This window comes from Comamonas fluminis, from assembly GCF_019186805.1.
Classification (GTDB): Bacteria; Pseudomonadota; Gammaproteobacteria; order Burkholderiales; family Burkholderiaceae_C; genus Comamonas; species Comamonas fluminis.
The window spans coordinates 1,793,081-1,806,698 of sequence record NZ_CP066783.1; the positions used below are offsets into that span (position 1 = coordinate 1,793,081).

At 59.1% G+C, this 13,618-nt stretch carries 23 protein-coding genes; 16 read left to right on the top strand and 7 right to left on the bottom strand.

Annotated elements, in window-relative coordinates; all coding sequences use genetic code 11:
- Positions 1-11 precede the first annotated feature (11 nt).
- From JDW18_RS08595 to JDW18_RS08605, 3 genes are all read right to left on the bottom strand, one after another.
- Entirely contained in the window at positions 12-230 is a 219-nt protein-coding gene (locus JDW18_RS08595) for a hypothetical protein (RefSeq protein ID WP_218243218.1), read from the bottom strand.
- Positions 223-552, bottom strand: coding sequence for a hypothetical protein (locus JDW18_RS08600; protein ID WP_218243219.1), 330 nt, complete (start codon positions 550-552; stop codon positions 223-225). Before JDW18_RS08600 ends, JDW18_RS08595 begins: the two co-directional genes overlap by 8 nt.
- A 218-nt stretch (positions 553-770) precedes the next feature.
- Positions 771-1,340 (bottom strand): 3'-5' exonuclease, encoded by a 570-nt coding sequence (locus JDW18_RS08605; RefSeq protein WP_218243220.1) that lies wholly within the window; start codon positions 1,338-1,340, stop codon positions 771-773.
- 364 nt (positions 1,341-1,704) lie between these two features.
- Between JDW18_RS08605 and JDW18_RS08610 the strand changes: the two genes are divergently transcribed.
- Positions 1,705-2,931, top strand: coding sequence for an IS256 family transposase (locus tag JDW18_RS08610; protein ID WP_218239608.1), 1,227 nt, complete (start codon positions 1,705-1,707; stop codon positions 2,929-2,931).
- Positions 2,932-3,274: 343 nt separating this feature from the next.
- Here JDW18_RS08610 and JDW18_RS08615 read toward each other — a convergent pair whose 3' ends face one another.
- Entirely contained in the window at positions 3,275-3,886 is a 612-nt protein-coding gene (locus JDW18_RS08615; protein ID WP_218243221.1) for a VWA domain-containing protein, read from the bottom strand.
- Positions 3,887-4,250: 364 nt separating this feature from the next.
- Between JDW18_RS08615 and JDW18_RS08620 the strand changes: the two genes are divergently transcribed.
- Positions 4,251-4,508, top strand: coding sequence for a hypothetical protein (locus JDW18_RS08620; RefSeq protein WP_218243222.1), 258 nt, complete (start codon positions 4,251-4,253; stop codon positions 4,506-4,508).
- 281 nt (positions 4,509-4,789) lie between these two features.
- Here JDW18_RS08620 and JDW18_RS08625 read toward each other — a convergent pair whose 3' ends face one another.
- Complete coding sequence (locus JDW18_RS08625) at positions 4,790-5,488, bottom strand: S24 family peptidase (protein WP_246610364.1); 699 nt, start codon at positions 5,486-5,488, stop codon at positions 4,790-4,792.
- Between the two features lie 85 nt (positions 5,489-5,573).
- On the opposite strand from JDW18_RS08625, the gene JDW18_RS08630 reads away from it, so the two are divergent.
- The 14 genes from JDW18_RS08630 (at position 5,574) to JDW18_RS08695 (ending at position 12,833) form a co-directional block, all read left to right on the top strand.
- Positions 5,574-5,831 carry a transcriptional regulator gene (locus tag JDW18_RS08630; RefSeq protein ID WP_218243223.1) on the top strand — a complete coding sequence of 86 codons (258 nt, stop codon included), beginning with the start codon at positions 5,574-5,576 and terminating at the stop codon, positions 5,829-5,831.
- On the top strand, positions 5,824-6,066 hold the full coding sequence (locus JDW18_RS08635) for a hypothetical protein (protein ID WP_218243224.1): 243 nt from the start codon (positions 5,824-5,826) through the stop codon (positions 6,064-6,066). The genes JDW18_RS08630 and JDW18_RS08635 overlap by 8 nt, the downstream gene beginning before the upstream one ends.
- A 134-nt stretch (positions 6,067-6,200) precedes the next feature.
- Positions 6,201-6,425, top strand: a complete 225-nt coding sequence (locus tag JDW18_RS08640) for a hypothetical protein (protein ID WP_218243225.1) — start codon at positions 6,201-6,203, stop codon at positions 6,423-6,425.
- A complete protein-coding gene (locus JDW18_RS08645; protein ID WP_218243226.1) occupies positions 6,418-6,732 on the top strand; it encodes a hypothetical protein in 315 nt (104 codons plus the stop codon). Before JDW18_RS08640 ends, JDW18_RS08645 begins: the two co-directional genes overlap by 8 nt.
- Before the next feature lie 8 nt (positions 6,733-6,740).
- Positions 6,741-7,439: a phage antirepressor KilAC domain-containing protein gene (locus tag JDW18_RS08650; protein WP_246610366.1), complete on the top strand. Its 699-nt coding sequence runs from the start codon at positions 6,741-6,743 to the stop codon at positions 7,437-7,439.
- Complete coding sequence (locus JDW18_RS08655; RefSeq protein WP_218243228.1) at positions 7,436-8,407, top strand: hypothetical protein; 972 nt, start codon at positions 7,436-7,438, stop codon at positions 8,405-8,407. The genes JDW18_RS08650 and JDW18_RS08655 overlap by 4 nt, the downstream gene beginning before the upstream one ends.
- Complete coding sequence (locus JDW18_RS08660; protein WP_218243229.1) at positions 8,397-9,176, top strand: hypothetical protein; 780 nt, start codon at positions 8,397-8,399, stop codon at positions 9,174-9,176. Before JDW18_RS08655 ends, JDW18_RS08660 begins: the two co-directional genes overlap by 11 nt.
- A gap of 8 nt (positions 9,177-9,184) precedes the next feature.
- The gene (locus JDW18_RS08665) at positions 9,185-9,388 is read left to right on the top strand and encodes a hypothetical protein (protein ID WP_246610368.1); all 204 of its coding nucleotides are present in this window, start codon (positions 9,185-9,187) and stop codon (positions 9,386-9,388) included.
- Positions 9,385-9,888 carry a hypothetical protein gene (locus JDW18_RS08670; RefSeq protein ID WP_218243231.1) on the top strand — a complete coding sequence of 168 codons (504 nt, stop codon included), beginning with the start codon at positions 9,385-9,387 and terminating at the stop codon, positions 9,886-9,888. Before JDW18_RS08665 ends, JDW18_RS08670 begins: the two co-directional genes overlap by 4 nt.
- Positions 9,869-10,459 carry a RusA family crossover junction endodeoxyribonuclease gene (locus JDW18_RS08675; protein ID WP_246610371.1) on the top strand — a complete coding sequence of 197 codons (591 nt, stop codon included), beginning with the start codon at positions 9,869-9,871 and terminating at the stop codon, positions 10,457-10,459. The genes JDW18_RS08670 and JDW18_RS08675 overlap by 20 nt, the downstream gene beginning before the upstream one ends.
- Positions 10,459-10,701 carry a hypothetical protein gene (locus JDW18_RS08680; RefSeq protein WP_218243232.1) on the top strand — a complete coding sequence of 81 codons (243 nt, stop codon included), beginning with the start codon at positions 10,459-10,461 and terminating at the stop codon, positions 10,699-10,701. Before JDW18_RS08675 ends, JDW18_RS08680 begins: the two co-directional genes overlap by 1 nt.
- Positions 10,702-10,712: 11 nt before the next feature.
- Positions 10,713-11,396, top strand: a complete 684-nt coding sequence (locus JDW18_RS08685) for a metallophosphoesterase (protein ID WP_246610373.1) — start codon at positions 10,713-10,715, stop codon at positions 11,394-11,396.
- 277 nt (positions 11,397-11,673) lie between these two features.
- On the top strand, positions 11,674-12,258 hold the full coding sequence (locus JDW18_RS08690) for a hypothetical protein (protein ID WP_218243234.1): 585 nt from the start codon (positions 11,674-11,676) through the stop codon (positions 12,256-12,258).
- Between the two features lie 122 nt (positions 12,259-12,380).
- Entirely contained in the window at positions 12,381-12,833 is a 453-nt protein-coding gene (locus JDW18_RS08695) for a hypothetical protein (protein ID WP_218243235.1), read from the top strand.
- A gap of 56 nt (positions 12,834-12,889) precedes the next feature.
- On the opposite strand, the gene JDW18_RS08700 is transcribed toward JDW18_RS08695, so the two are convergent.
- Both JDW18_RS08700 and JDW18_RS08705 read right to left on the bottom strand, forming a co-directional pair.
- Positions 12,890-13,261, bottom strand: a complete 372-nt coding sequence (locus tag JDW18_RS08700; RefSeq protein WP_218243236.1) for an HVO_A0114 family putative DNA-binding protein — start codon at positions 13,259-13,261, stop codon at positions 12,890-12,892.
- Positions 13,258-13,563 (bottom strand): toxin-antitoxin system TumE family protein, encoded by a 306-nt coding sequence (locus JDW18_RS08705; protein ID WP_218243237.1) that lies wholly within the window; start codon positions 13,561-13,563, stop codon positions 13,258-13,260. The genes JDW18_RS08700 and JDW18_RS08705 overlap by 4 nt, the downstream gene beginning before the upstream one ends.
- Between the last annotated feature and the right edge of the window lie 55 nt (positions 13,564-13,618).

The following is a 13,618-nucleotide window of genomic DNA, read 5'->3' on the forward strand; positions in this document are numbered from 1 at the left end:
TCATGTCACCGTTATGGACGCTCTTTCACACACTGCACTGTCTTGTCATCCAGCCACTCGGCATGCATGCCGGGGCAGGCAAAGGCATCGCGGGCGGCCATGCGGATCGCGCCAGTAGTGGCGGGCGGCTCGTTGGGCTCAGTGTCTGCCTGTGCTGGGCTGGTGCACCACAGCATGAGCAGCGTCACAGAGAGAATCGCCAGAGCGAGTGCGTAAAAGGCTTTAGTCATTGTTGTCGTCCTCTTCGTCATGGCCTTGCACGCCAGACTGGTGAATCAGCAGGGAGCGATAGCCGGGGCTGTCTCCGGCTTTGGATAAATCAATGCGGTGGATGGTGCCGCCGCGCCATGCACGGCTTTCGGTGAAGTTGGGCAGGCCTGGAAGGTGCTCAATCCCTGCGATGGGTTCGATCGTGTTACGCAGCTTGATGCCGCTCTCTGCAGCCAGGCGAGTCAAGGTGCGGGCAGAAATGCCAGTGGCTTTGCTCAGGGTGCGTGCGGTAGCGCGCGGCCCGAAGACTCGGATCAATTCATAAGCGTCTTGAAAATGCATAAATTTGCCTCTAACGCTTATGAATAAAGCGCGAGTAGCTATGAAAGTTGATTGATGATCAGAGGGGCCAAGCGCCTGGGGTGGAAGCCATCAACAGCGCAGCCACCCCTGTCAGGCCGAAGATGCCGACCGCGATGAGCGCTCGCTGCAGGGCGAGCAGCAACCTTGTTCCTGAGCTGGTGCGGCCAGCTGCAGAGCGAGGCGGATGAGCGGCCATTTCACAGCTCTCCCTTGGCAGACAGGCTTTGATGCAGGGTGAGTGCCTTCGCCAGTTGCTTGGCCTCATGGCGCGCGTCATCGACGGCGATGTGCTTCACCCCCACAAACTCCCCCACATCCTTTGCCGTAGGGTGCAGGTCAAGGATGGTTCGCAAGTCGCGGTCAAAGCGCCATTCCCAGGGTGGTGGCTGGTTGAACATGTCGTAGAGACTGCGCAGGATCACGTTGTCAAAGACGGAGCCATTGCCCCAGACTTTCACTTTTTCGGGATCTGCAACGCTTTTGACCCAGGCCGTGAAGTCGCGCAGCGCTTGGCCTGGCAGCTCTGTTTGCGCGGCCATGATCGACGCAAAGCGCGCCCCTTGAGATTGCTCGGACCACCAGAGCATGGTGTCTGGGTCTTCGTGGCGAGGAAACTGCAGACGCTGTGCCAGCGGAATATGGAATTCGCTGGTCAACAGCTGCAGATCCGGGCCAATGGCCACGGCGCCAATGGATGCCACGATGGCATTGGGCTTGGTGCTGCGGGTTTCGAGGTCAAGCACGATGTGAGGGGCTTTGAGGTTCAAGGGAATCTCCGGTGGGCAAAGAAAAAGCCCGCGAGCGTTTGCTGCGGGCTTGAATAAAGAGCCGGTGACCTTTCGGGTCATGCCTGGGGAAGAAGGTGAGAGATAGGCGGAGAGAAATCCCTGGCGCGGCTGAAAAGGGTAGATGGCGCAGGAGTTTGCCTGATGAGGGTCAGGCAAGCAATGCGCACTTGGGTTTAAGGAAAGATTGCTGCGCCATCTGGTGTGACCACTGTTCGCCAACAACGCGGAGGCCGCGCTGAAGATCCTAATCACCGCTTGCTCTGGCTAACTCCAGGAGGGTGTGCAGAATTTTGTGTAAACGGACAATCCACCGCCGGCGCAAGCCGGCCTATCCGTAAGCACAATGAGCACCAAGAAACACGACGTACCCGAAGAACTGCTGTCTGGCCTGCTGGCCAACTACAAGAAACCCGAAGACCTCATCGGCGAGAACGGCCTGCTCAAACAGTTGACCAAGCTGCTGGTGGAGCGAGCCCTGGACGCCGAACTGACCGAGCATCTGGGCCACGAACGCAACGAAGCGGTAGCCAACACCACTGGCAACACCCGCAATGGCAAGAGCAAGAAGACCCTCAAGGGCGATTTCGGCGAGTTGCCCATCGAGGTGCCACGTGACCGCCATGGCAGCTTCGAGCCCCAACTCATCCCCAAGCACCAGACCCGCTGGGCCGGCTTCGACGACAAAATCATCTCGCTGTACGCCCGCGGCATGACGGTGCGCGAGATACAGGCCCACCTAGAGGAGATGTACGGCACCGAGGTCTCGCCCAGCCTGATTTCCTCGGTGACCGACGCCGTGGCCGATGAGGTCAAGACCTGGCAAGCCCGCCCGCTCGATGCAATCTACCCCATCGTCTATCTGGACTGCATCCATGTGAAGGTGCGCGAGGGCGCTGTGCGGGTCAAGGCGGTGTACCTGGCCATCGGCATCACCATGACGGGCGAGAAGGAGGTGCTGGGCCTGTGGCTGGCGCAGACCGAGGGGGCCAAATTCTGGCTGCAGGTCGTGACCGAGCTGCGCAACCGGGGCGTGCATGACATCTTCATCGCCTGCGTCGATGGCCTCAAGGGCTTCCCTGAAGCCATTGAGGCCGTGTTTCCCAGGACAGTGGTTCAGTTGTGCATCGTGCACATGGTGCGCCACAGCCTGAACTACGTCTCGTGGAAGCGTCGCAAAGAAGTGGCCGCAGACCTGAGACGCATCTACACGGCCGCCACCGCCGAGGAGGCCGAGCTGATGCTCGGTGAATTCGAGCAGCGCTGGGATGCCGAGTACCTGCCCATCGGCCAGTCCTGGCGCAGGAACTGGAGCCGCTTGACCCCGTTCTTTGACTACCCGCCGGAAATCCGCAAGGTCATCTACACCACCAATGCCATCGAGTCGGTGAACATGGGCCTGAGGAAGCTGACCAAGAACCGGGGCTCGTTCCCCAGCGACGAGGCGCTGACCAAGCTGTTCTACCTGGCCCTGCGCAACATCAGCCAGAAGTGGACCATGCCCATCCGGGATTGGAAGGCTGCGCTGACCCGCTTTACCATTCAGTTCGGAGACCGCATTTCCATCAATTGAAGTCCGAACCGTTTACACAAAAATTCGGACACGCCCAACTCCAGAGATCAAACGTACCCGCTAGAGTGGTCACGCCGGATGGCCCCGCTAAAGCCCTGCGGGGGAAGGCACATGCATGCCGCATGCTGGCTACTCGCTCACATTTCAATACTCCTGTTCAGGCCACGGCCAATGAATGGCCGGGCCTGAAACCCCGGATGCGCTCCGGGTGGGCGTGCAGCTGCTTACTTGAACCAGGCTGCAATGGCCGACTTCATGCCAGCCACTGTGCGGAACTTCTGCCCGCACCAGAAGCCAGCGGCAAACACCGCCAGCACAAAGACCAGAAGGATCAGGTCAATCATCAGTCTGCGATGGCTGCGGCCACCAGCTCGGCCGTGGAGGCGAACGCATCAGCTTCGGCCACGGTCTTGGCATCCACAATGTCGAACTTGGCACCAGGCAGCGCATCGTCCAGCGACTTCAGGTAAGCGGTGGCTGCCGCGTCGTCACCCACTTGAATGAACAGCACAGTGCAGTCATCGTCATTGGCTTGGCTATTGGCCTGCTGGATGATGCGAGCAGCAGCCGCTTGACGGTCGTCAGGAACACCGTCGGTAAAGACGATGATCATGTCCTTCTTGTCGGACTTTCCAGCCAGAGCAAAGGCCGCGTCCAGCGCTTCAGCCAGAGGCGTGGTGCCGCGAGGGTTGTGCGTGGCGAAGATTTCGCGGGCCTTGTCTGCGGTCACGCCATCAAAGGATTCCACTTTGCTGCCAAACAGCACCAGGCCCAGGCCGTCTTGGTCAATCTGCTGTGCGTCGCGGATCATGGCCATGGCAGATTCCTGAACGGCTTGCCAGCGAGTAGTGGGGGAACCAGCTTTCACGGGCTCGCCCATGGAGCCGGAAGTGTCGATGGCGATCACGAAGTCATATTCGGAGAGCTTGTTGATGATGGCTTGGGCTACGGTCATTGGATACTTTCAGTTGGCAGGGAAAGGGCCGCCCTGCTATCGGCGTAAAAAAGCCAAGCGCTCTCAGGTGAAAGGGCTTGGCTTTTGCCCCTGATCTCGCTCAGGGGCTGGCGCTGCTTGCGCAGTGGGCTTTTCTGTTCTTGGTATCCCTGTAAACCTCACCTATCCAGCCGTGTACCGCGCTTTGGCGGACTGGCTCGGGTCGGACTACCCGCGCATAGCAGCGGCCATGCCCGCTGGTGCTTGTGCCTGGGGACACCCTGCATTGGGAGGGTGAACGACATAGGCGTTATGTGAGCAGAGAGCAGATTGGTTGAAGCAGCGGTTTGAGATACTGGCTGCCTTAACTAAAGGGAGAGTGGGTATGAATCGCATACTGATCGGCGCATGGATAGTGGGGGCGCATGGGCTTGCGCTCGCTGGATACGGTGGGATGGGATCTGTTGACTCCAGCGACACTGGTGGCGTGCCATTTAGCGGCTTTGTGTTAGGGATCCTGGCGTTGGCCGCTTTCTTCTATGGCTCGGTTAAGTTTGCGGAGCGCTTCGAGGGAAATCTCGGCTATGGCTACATTGCGATTGCGATCCTGATCTTTCTCGTGCTTTCGTCAGTCTTTGGCTGAACGATGTTCATTTCGCTTTATGAAGCCTGCCTTGTGCAGGCTTTTTTTGTCGCTGTGCACGAACTGCTTCAGCCGATCTGCTCTCAAGCTCATTTGTTAAAGACCCGAGGTGCGTGGCTCGATCACTTGGCACCCATCGCTGCGTTTTTGGCTGTGACGGATGAACTTTAGCTCTAGGCTAATATTTGTGTCAATAGCCTTGAGCTAATATTTATTTGAGCGATAGCTTTGGGCGAAAAAAAAGCCCGCTGCTGCGGGCTGTGTGTTTTGGTGAAGTCGGGTTACTTGAAGAACCTGCGGTGCTCAACCATCGTGCCGATGATTTCAATGTGCTGCTCGCTCGAGCGCATGGTTGGGTAGTCCTCATTAAGCGGGACAAGCTCGAAGATCTCGTTCCCCAGAACATCTATGGAGCGAGGACGGTACTTTTTAAAGGTCGCCTCTTCGCGGCCATTTTTTGCGGCAACAAAGGAACCAGGTCGTGGCTTGATGCTGGGGTCGATGATCACAACATCACCCTCTTTGAAGTCGGGTTCCATGGAGTTTCCGCGCACCGTAAGAGCAAAGCTTTCTCGGGAGTGCCTGTCACTGGTTACAAGCCAGTCGGCGGCATCACTGTGTTGGAATGCGTTGACGATCTCAGTCCACATGCCCGCTTGAACGTAAGAAATCACGGGCACCCTCCGAACACCCTCGATTGCACTGAATTCGACATTCGAGCCACCATGCGTATGGAGATCTTCGCTCCTGGCAGGCTGATCCATCCATCCTTCAGGCTTGCCGGTCTTGGATTCAATTTCGCGCGCGATCGCATTGCTCATCACGCGAGGCTTACCGGTTTTTGAATTGATCGACGCATTCAGCCACTGACTGATTTGCGCAGGGGCCTTGCCAATCGTTTCAGAGAGCGCGGCTTGACTGCCTGCTGCTTTGATCAGCAGGCCCAAGTTTTCGCGACGTGTGACATCGATGGGTTGCATGGTTTTAAGTATTTAGCAATTGGCTAATGAGTGCAACGAGCCTTAGGCTATTGACTTGTATTAGCCTGTGGCTAAAATTTGACGAATGAAGCTATCGGAATACTTGAACCAGCTAGGGCGAGGTGGCAAGTCAGCATTCGCCAAGGCAATCGGCGCATACGCCCCAGACCTTTCCGATTGGAGTGCAGGCAAGCGCCCAATCCCGGCTCGGTACTGCCCTGCAATTGAGACCCACAGTAATGGTGCGGTTACACGTATCGAATGCCGTCCAGATGACTGGCAGACCTATTGGCCCGAGCTGGCGCAGCCATCCACCCCAGCGCAGGAGGTGGCCAATGGCTGAAGCTCCCAAAAATATTCCTCTGGCTGCATTGATTTGCCATGACGGAGAGATATCCATCAGGCGAGCCATGCACACAGTGGCTCTTGATGCAGCCAATGCCTGGGCCAAGCTTGAATCTGCCGAGCGCAACGAGACTGAATTTGCGCAAGGTGTGGCCAAGGTGTACATGGCCACTTTGCGTGCGCTGGCTAGCGACTTCGCACCTGATGCTGAATGTCTTGGAGAACGTTCTTGATGTCGCGCATCTCTCGTTCTAGCCCTTCTGCCAATTCGTGCAGCAGAGCAGCAAGTTCTGCTGCTTCTGTATCCCCACGTTCTACGGCTCTTGCTCGTAGGTTGTGCGCCTTGTGCCGTGCATTGCTCAAAGACATGTCTACCCCTCCCGGGAATGGTTGTGTAGGAGCTTCCATTCTGCACGGGCAGGCGGCAGGCACCCAGGCGCAGCATGCCGCTCAAAACGGAATCTCGTTGGCTTTGGCCAATCGCTACCCGGCGGGTTCTCCGCTGTGGCACCTGTTCAACAACTTCTATCGCCATACCGTGCACCAAGCGGAATGCGCGGAGAGCCTGCAAACGGAGGTCACACATGGCTGACCCGACCCAAGACCCAAACGAGTTGCCCGCCTTTGCGCGAGGCATTGCTGGCCCTTTGGGCAAGCTGACTTGCGACGCCAAGACCAAGATTGATGAGGTCACTCACGAGCTGTGGTTGCAGCACTGTGCACAGCGCGGTCAGGACACGGCTGGCGTGCTGCGCGACTGCATCTATGCCTTGGTACATGGCAAGACCTACAGGCAAATGGTGGTGGAGAAGATCAACCATGACGACAAGCGTATCGATGCGCTGGCGCAGCTCATAGGCCCGTTTTGGGGTCCCGAATCGGGAGGGCATGGCCGATGAGCGCAATCATGACGACTGCGGCGATGCCGCTGACGATGAGCAGCCGGGAGATTGCGGAGCTGACGGGTAAGGACCTGAGCCATGTGAACCGCGACATTCGCGCGATGCTGGACTCGCTGGCAGATGATCCAGAACTGGATCATGTCCGCGAGGATCAGGACGGACGGGGTTACACCACGGCTTTCCATCTGGGCCGCGAGCTGACCTACACGCTGCTGGCTGGCTACAGCGTGGTGCTGCGCCGCCGGGTGATCGCGCGTTGGCAGGAGCTGGAGGCTCAGCAGGAGCCACGCTTGCCGCAGACCATGGCCCAGGCGCTGCGTCTTGCTGCAGAGCAAGCCGAGCAGATCGAGGCCCAGCAGGAGCAGCTGGCGCAGGCTGCCCCGAAGGTGGAGTACGTGGACCGCTATGTGGCGGCTAATGGCTCCATGGGCTTCAGGCAGGTGGCCAAGCTGCTGCAGGCTAATGAGCACGAGTTCCGCGCCTGGCTGCAGGACGAAAAGATCATGTACCGGCTGGGCGGCGAGTGGGCGGCCTACCAGAACCATATCGATGCTGGCCGCTTTGTGGTGCGCGCAGGCGTGGCTTCGATCAACGAGCACGCATTCAACACGACGAAGTTCACGCCCAAGGGTACGCAGTGGGTTGCGGGCCTGTGGGGTCAGCACAGGGCGCGGCTGGCGCAGGAAGCGGGGGGGCAGGCATGAGCACCATCAGCACCTATCTGGATCGCCCAATCGCATTTCAGCGGGTCTTTGTAGCTCTTGGCGCAGGCATCACCGGCGCCTTGCTGCTGAGCCAGGCTGTTTACTGGTCGCGCCGCAGTGGCGATGACTCGGGTTGGTTCTTCAAGACCCAGATTGAATGGGAAGAAGAAACAGGCCTGACACGCCGCGAACAGGAAGGGGCTCGCAGCCGCCTGCAGTCGATGGGCCTGCTGCGCGAAGAGCGCCGAGGAATCCCTGCCAAGCTGTTTTACCGGGTGGACTTCGATGCCTTGCAATCAAGCTTGGACGAATGCGCCAAACAAGATCGCACAAAACCGCCAATCAAGGATGAGCAAAGCGAGCAAACAGGTACGCACAAAACCGCCAAACAAGATCGCGCAAAACGTACAAACAGGCCTGCGCAAAACCGCCAATCTAAATTAAGTAAGACTACAACAGAGACTACTTCAGAGACTACGGCAGAGAGTAGTGCAGCCCCGGCTGAAGCCAAGGCTGAGCCGATGAGGGTGGAGGCTGGTGACGGAACGATCTACGAGATTCCCGCAGAGCTGCGTTACCCCGGACCTCACACCAAGAGCCACAAGGCGTGGGTGGCATACGCCATTGCCTACGAGAAGCGCTACAGCAGCTGGCCCCTCTGGAATGGCACGGTAGGCGGCCAGTTCATGAACTTCATCGACCGAGTGGGTGCCGAACTCGCTCCCCGTGTGGCCGTGCACTACGTTCGTCGCGTCAACGAGGAATTCGTTGTGAAGCAGATGCACCCGGTCAAGCTGCTGCAGTCAGATGCCGAGAAGTGGGCGACACAGCACCACACCGGCGCCAGCATGACCAGCACCCAAGCCCGCCAGGCCGACCAGTTGCAGGCCAACACCACGGTGGCCAGCGAAGCCATGGCGATCTTGCGCGCCCAGCGTGCAGCGCATGGAGGTGCCAATGCTGCTTGACCACGAACTGGCCCGCCTGTGCGAGCTGCTGGCGCTGACAGCCGAGTCCATGGGCCACGCTGTCTCGCCCACTGCTGCCGCGATGATGGCCGCCGATCTGAGCATGTACCCCTTGCAAGCGCTGGAGCGTGCCCTGCAGCGGGTTCGCGCTCAGAACACCGGAAAACTGACCCTGAAGGCGGTGCTGGACCAACTGGAGGCTTTGGCTGGCCGCTTGGCACCGAGCGAGGCATGGGCGTTGGCGCTGAAATCCGCTGACGAATCGGCCACGGTGGTGTGGAGCAATGAGATTCAGCTGGCGCACGAGCAGTCGCGCGGCCTGCTGGCTGCCGGGGATAAGGTGGGTGCGCGCATGGCCTTCATCGCGGCCTATGAGCGCATCACGACCACGGCCCGCGAGCAGCGCCAGTTGCCCACGCCGCTTGTCTCCATTGGCTGGGACACCGCCCAGCGCCAAGAGGCACTGACACAAGCTGTCAGCGCGGGGCTGCTGCCGATGGAAATGGCCGCTGAGCACCTGGACCGCCTGTCGCTGCCTGCACCGGTGTTCAACCCTGTGGCGCTGCTGGAGGGCAAGGCCAGCACCACGAGCGAAGCATCCCCGGAGCTGAAAGCCAAGCTGGTCCAGCTGCGCGATTTCTTCGCGAAGCGTGTCAACCGCTTCACCCGGGCACAGGTCCAAGCCCGCGCCGAGCGCATGGCCCTCGGGCGCACCAAGCGTGCAACCGCACAGGCCGTGCAGGACTACCAGCAGGGAGGTGCCCGATGAACACCTGCATGGACTGCCTTCACTGGAGCCCCAAGACCACGCCGCCCGGCATGGCCCGCCTGGGCTATGCGGCTTGCCTCAAGCGCCCGACGCCGGGCCTGACTCTGAGCGCGCACGCACCAGTCTGCGACAAGTTCCAGCCCGCAGATGCCAAGACGCAGCAGGCCCGCCACGCGAAGTGGGACGACAAGACCAAGGAAGCGGGAGCATGACCGGAATCCTGAACAAGGTGGTGGACAAGTCGTATCTGACCTTCCCCTACCAGTACACCAAGGCCGAAGAACTGTTGGCCAGCGCCAGCAAGCCTTTGCACCTGCGCAAGCGTGGTCCGTTGGTGCAGGCAGTGCAGGGCGCGGTGCAGGCCTTGGCCGAAGGCTCACCCAGCGTGGAGCAGTGGCGCGTGCTGGCTGACGCCGCAAACATTGCCGAAACGATGCTGACCATGGGCCTGTTTGATGACCCGGACGCGCTGTTTACCGATGCCGTGAATGCCGTGGCCGACCTGGGGCGCAAGCACGGGCACGGCCAGGCGATGGAGCTGGATGCTGAGCAGCAACTGCACCTGAATGACTTTGCCGACGCCTACGAGCAGATGCTGGCGCAGGCATCCGAGCGCAGCTATATCCAGGCGCACAGGGCGACAGAGCGCCGCTTGCGCGAGCTGCTGATGAATGGAATCGGGGAGGGCGATCATGAATTCATCGTCAACTGATGTGCGCGCAGCGCTGGCTGCCAAGGGTTATGGCATGGGCCGTGGTGTGCGGGATACCTGGGCGCGGCCCAGTACTGCGCCTGTAGCGCCACCAGCCCGCAGGAGTCGTCCCCAGGCAGTGACAAAAGCCACATACAGCCACGAGGTGGGCCGCCGCCTGACGTTTGAGGTTCCTGGGACACCAGTCGCCAAGGGCCGCCACCGCACAGCTGTGGTCAAGAACCGTGTGCGCAACTACACGCCAGAAAAGACTGCGAACTACGAAGCCTATGTGGCGGGATGCGCGAAGCAGGCAATGGCGGGCCGACCCATGACAGATGGCCCGGTCGCTTTGTCTGTTACGGCGTATTTCTCCATTCCCTCCAGTTGGCCGAAGAAGCGCCAGGCGGCTGCCCGTGCTGGTGAGTTGCGTCACATCCAGAAGCCAGACATTGACAACCTGCTGAAGTCTCTCAAGGACGGGATGAACGGCGTGGTGTGGAAAGACGACTGTCAGGTCTGCGAACTGCACAACTGCAGCAAGGGTTACTGCGATAGCCCCCGGGTGGTGGTGACGGTGGAGGAAATCTGATGGACCTCGCATTCTTTGGCAAGACGGTGCCACTGGCTGGCCAGCGCAAGCTGTCCACGCAATCGCCTGTTACCGGCCTTATTCGTCCTGACTATGAGCGCTTGAGCGATGGCCGCTATCTGGTGACGCACTGGATACATGGCCGCTGTGGGCTGATGCAAACAGGCGGGATCACCGTCTGTGTGATGAACGAATACGGCTTTTTGGTCGTGGTGGAAGACAGGGGGCGGGCATGGTGGTGACACATTTCCCAATGAATCAGCTTGGCCGCGACTTTGCGGTGGGCGACATTCACGGCTGCTTCAACCGCTTGCAGTCCGTGCTGGATGAGATGGGTTTTGACCCGGCCAAGGATCGACTGTTCTCCGTTGGCGACATGGTGGACCGTGGCCCGGACAGCGATCAGGTGCTGGAGTGGATCTCGCGCCCATGGTTCCACGCCGTGCGCGGCAACCATGAGGACATGGCCATCAAGTGGGTAGAGCGCGATCAGGTGCACGAGTGGTATCGCATGACCCGAGGCGATTATCTTGGCAACGGCGGCGCTTGGAACCTGGGTAACCCGGAGAGTCAGCAGCGTGAGGTCGCTGAGGCCTTCAAGTTCCTGCCGCTGGCCATGGAGGTCGAAACGGTTGGTGGGCTGGTGGGGCTCGTGCACGCAGACACCTTCGGGAACGATTGGCAGCAGTTCACGGCCCAACTCCAAAGCGCCAGCGCCACGGATGTAGCAGAAGCCCAAGAGCATGCAATTTGGTCACGCCGCCGCATGGACTTCTACGACAAGAGCCAGGTGGAAGGCGTGCGCGCCGTGGTGGTGGGCCACAACCCGGTCGATGAAGTGCTGGTGCTGGGCAATACGCATCACATCGACACCATGGGCTGGCATCGCGGTCACTTCACGCTGCTGGATCTGGCAACTCTGAAGGTGCGAACATGAACGACTACCAGCAGAACCTGGCACGCGCTCGTGAAGACAGTGCGTTTTTGAGATCTGTGATGCTGAGTGTGAGCAAACTGTCACCTACTTGGCGCGTTAGCCGTAACTGGGTGCTGGATTTATCGGTCAATGAAACCCCGATTCCGGAGCACTCGTGGAAGTGGATTGTCAAGGACTTGATTCGGCAGCGCCGTATGAAACGGTGCAATAGCGCTTTGGTTCGTGGCGCCATAGTGCGACTGCGCGCGTCACGGTTGTGTGTCGTAGGAGCGGGCTCATGCTAACGCGCCGCGCACCCATGAACCCCGGCAAGGGCTTCAAATCTCGTGGCGGCTTTGCTGGCGCTGGGCACCATGGAGACATGGATGAGGGCCACGCCTATGAGCCTGGACAGCCGGAAAGCCGCGAGCAACGACTGGCCGAGCGCGCCGCGCGCCAATTGGCCGCAGCCCGAGCCACCGCCGATCTGATCACTGTGAAGTCCAGGGTCGTGATGGGCCCAGCCGCGACAGGCATTGTCATCGAGAAGGACAACGCCGTTGAAAGTGAGCCTTACCGCCGCCTGGTGGCCCAACTGCCTTGCCTTTGGTGCGGGGTGGAGGGCTACAGCCAGCATGCTCACCTGAACTACGGCAAAGGCCTGGGGATGAAGACCGATGACCGCACGGGCTTCCCGCTGTGCTGCAGCCGCCCTGGTATCGAGGGCTGCCATGTGGCCTATGACCAGTACCGTCTGCTGGAGAGCGGAGGGCGTGAGGCGCACCGCGAGTATGGACTGGAGGCCGGGCGCTTTACGCGCGAACAAATCCTGAATGCTGGGCTGTGGCCTAGGCGATTGCCCCTGTGGGCACAAGAAGCATAACGAACCATCACCCTGGAGCATTAATGAATTCGATACAAGCACAGCACTCTTCTGCCACCTCTACACACCGCGCCCGTGATGGGGGCGTGGACCTGGGGACTACAGAGGAAACGCCAACGCTCATGCTGGTATTTGAGGCGATCAGGCAGATTCACGACGCCGGCAGCGAGCCCACGCGCGAGCGCATTGTGGCAATGACAGGGCTGAAGCCCACCACGGTGGATGACCGCATCAAGGTGCTGCGCGGGGAGGGCATGATCAGCCCGCACAAGCAGTGCTATCGGCCACTGCATCAGCATGTGGCGGCGCAGGCGGTGTCCTGCACTGTTATGCCCAATGGCGTATACAAGATCGAAAAAGGGGATGAGGTAATGACCCTGGTACCCGCCGAGGCGCGCCAACTGGCCCCCATGCTGGCTGGCAAGGCTCTGGAGGCTTCAGCACTGGAGCGGGTGCAGGAGATGGAGGCGCGCATGGTGGAGATGGCGCAGCATCTTCGTGAAATCGATCGTCGTTATAAAGCGTTGAGGGCTGCGAGGGCGGATAACGGGGCACAGCAATCACTTGTACTCTAGCCCTGATGCGACTTCAAAGAGTGCAGGCAAGAAAAAACCGCCGAAATGGCGGTTTTTTAGATGACGACGCTGAGCGTAATTTTTTTAGCTATTGCCTTGGCTTCTTTAACTAGCCCGTGTCCAGGATGCGGGCGCTTTCTCACAATAACCATTCCGGCTTTTTCTAAGACGGTTAGGTCTCTACTTACAGACGCCCGATCTCTTTTTACACGCTCTGCGAGATTGGTGATGGAGTCCGATTGAGCTTTGATTGCTTTAAATAGCTCAACTCGCTTGGGCGTGAAGACCTCCATCAAGTCAGCGGGTTCGGCAAAAGTAAGCAAATGAGTTTCAGGGATTGGCTGTCCAGCATCTGCGGCTTTGGCAATGAGGCGACCTCGTCTAAAGAAGTCAGCCTCGGTACCAATTTGAGTTTTTAATTTGGTCATTGTGTGTCCTTAAAAACAATCCAATCAGCTTCGAATTTCTCTTCTGTGTCCTCAAAGCTAACAAATGGCTCTGGCGTTACATCTCCGAAGTAGTGCTTATGGTGATAACCATGGGCGTTGTCGTAACCGATGACTCGACCGTTATCGCCCGGATAAATGCTGTGATTGATGTATGCAAGGTTGTAACGCGTCACCTTTCCAGCGCTGTCTACCCAAACTTCGCGTCGTAATTGTCCATTTCCCTTCTTTGCTGATATCTCGAACTTATCGTCTACTTGCTTCGTGTCGGTTTTAGCAGCCATGAGGCATAATATCATGGCTGATGGATTTTGCAAGCCGTTGGTCCAGATGCTTGGA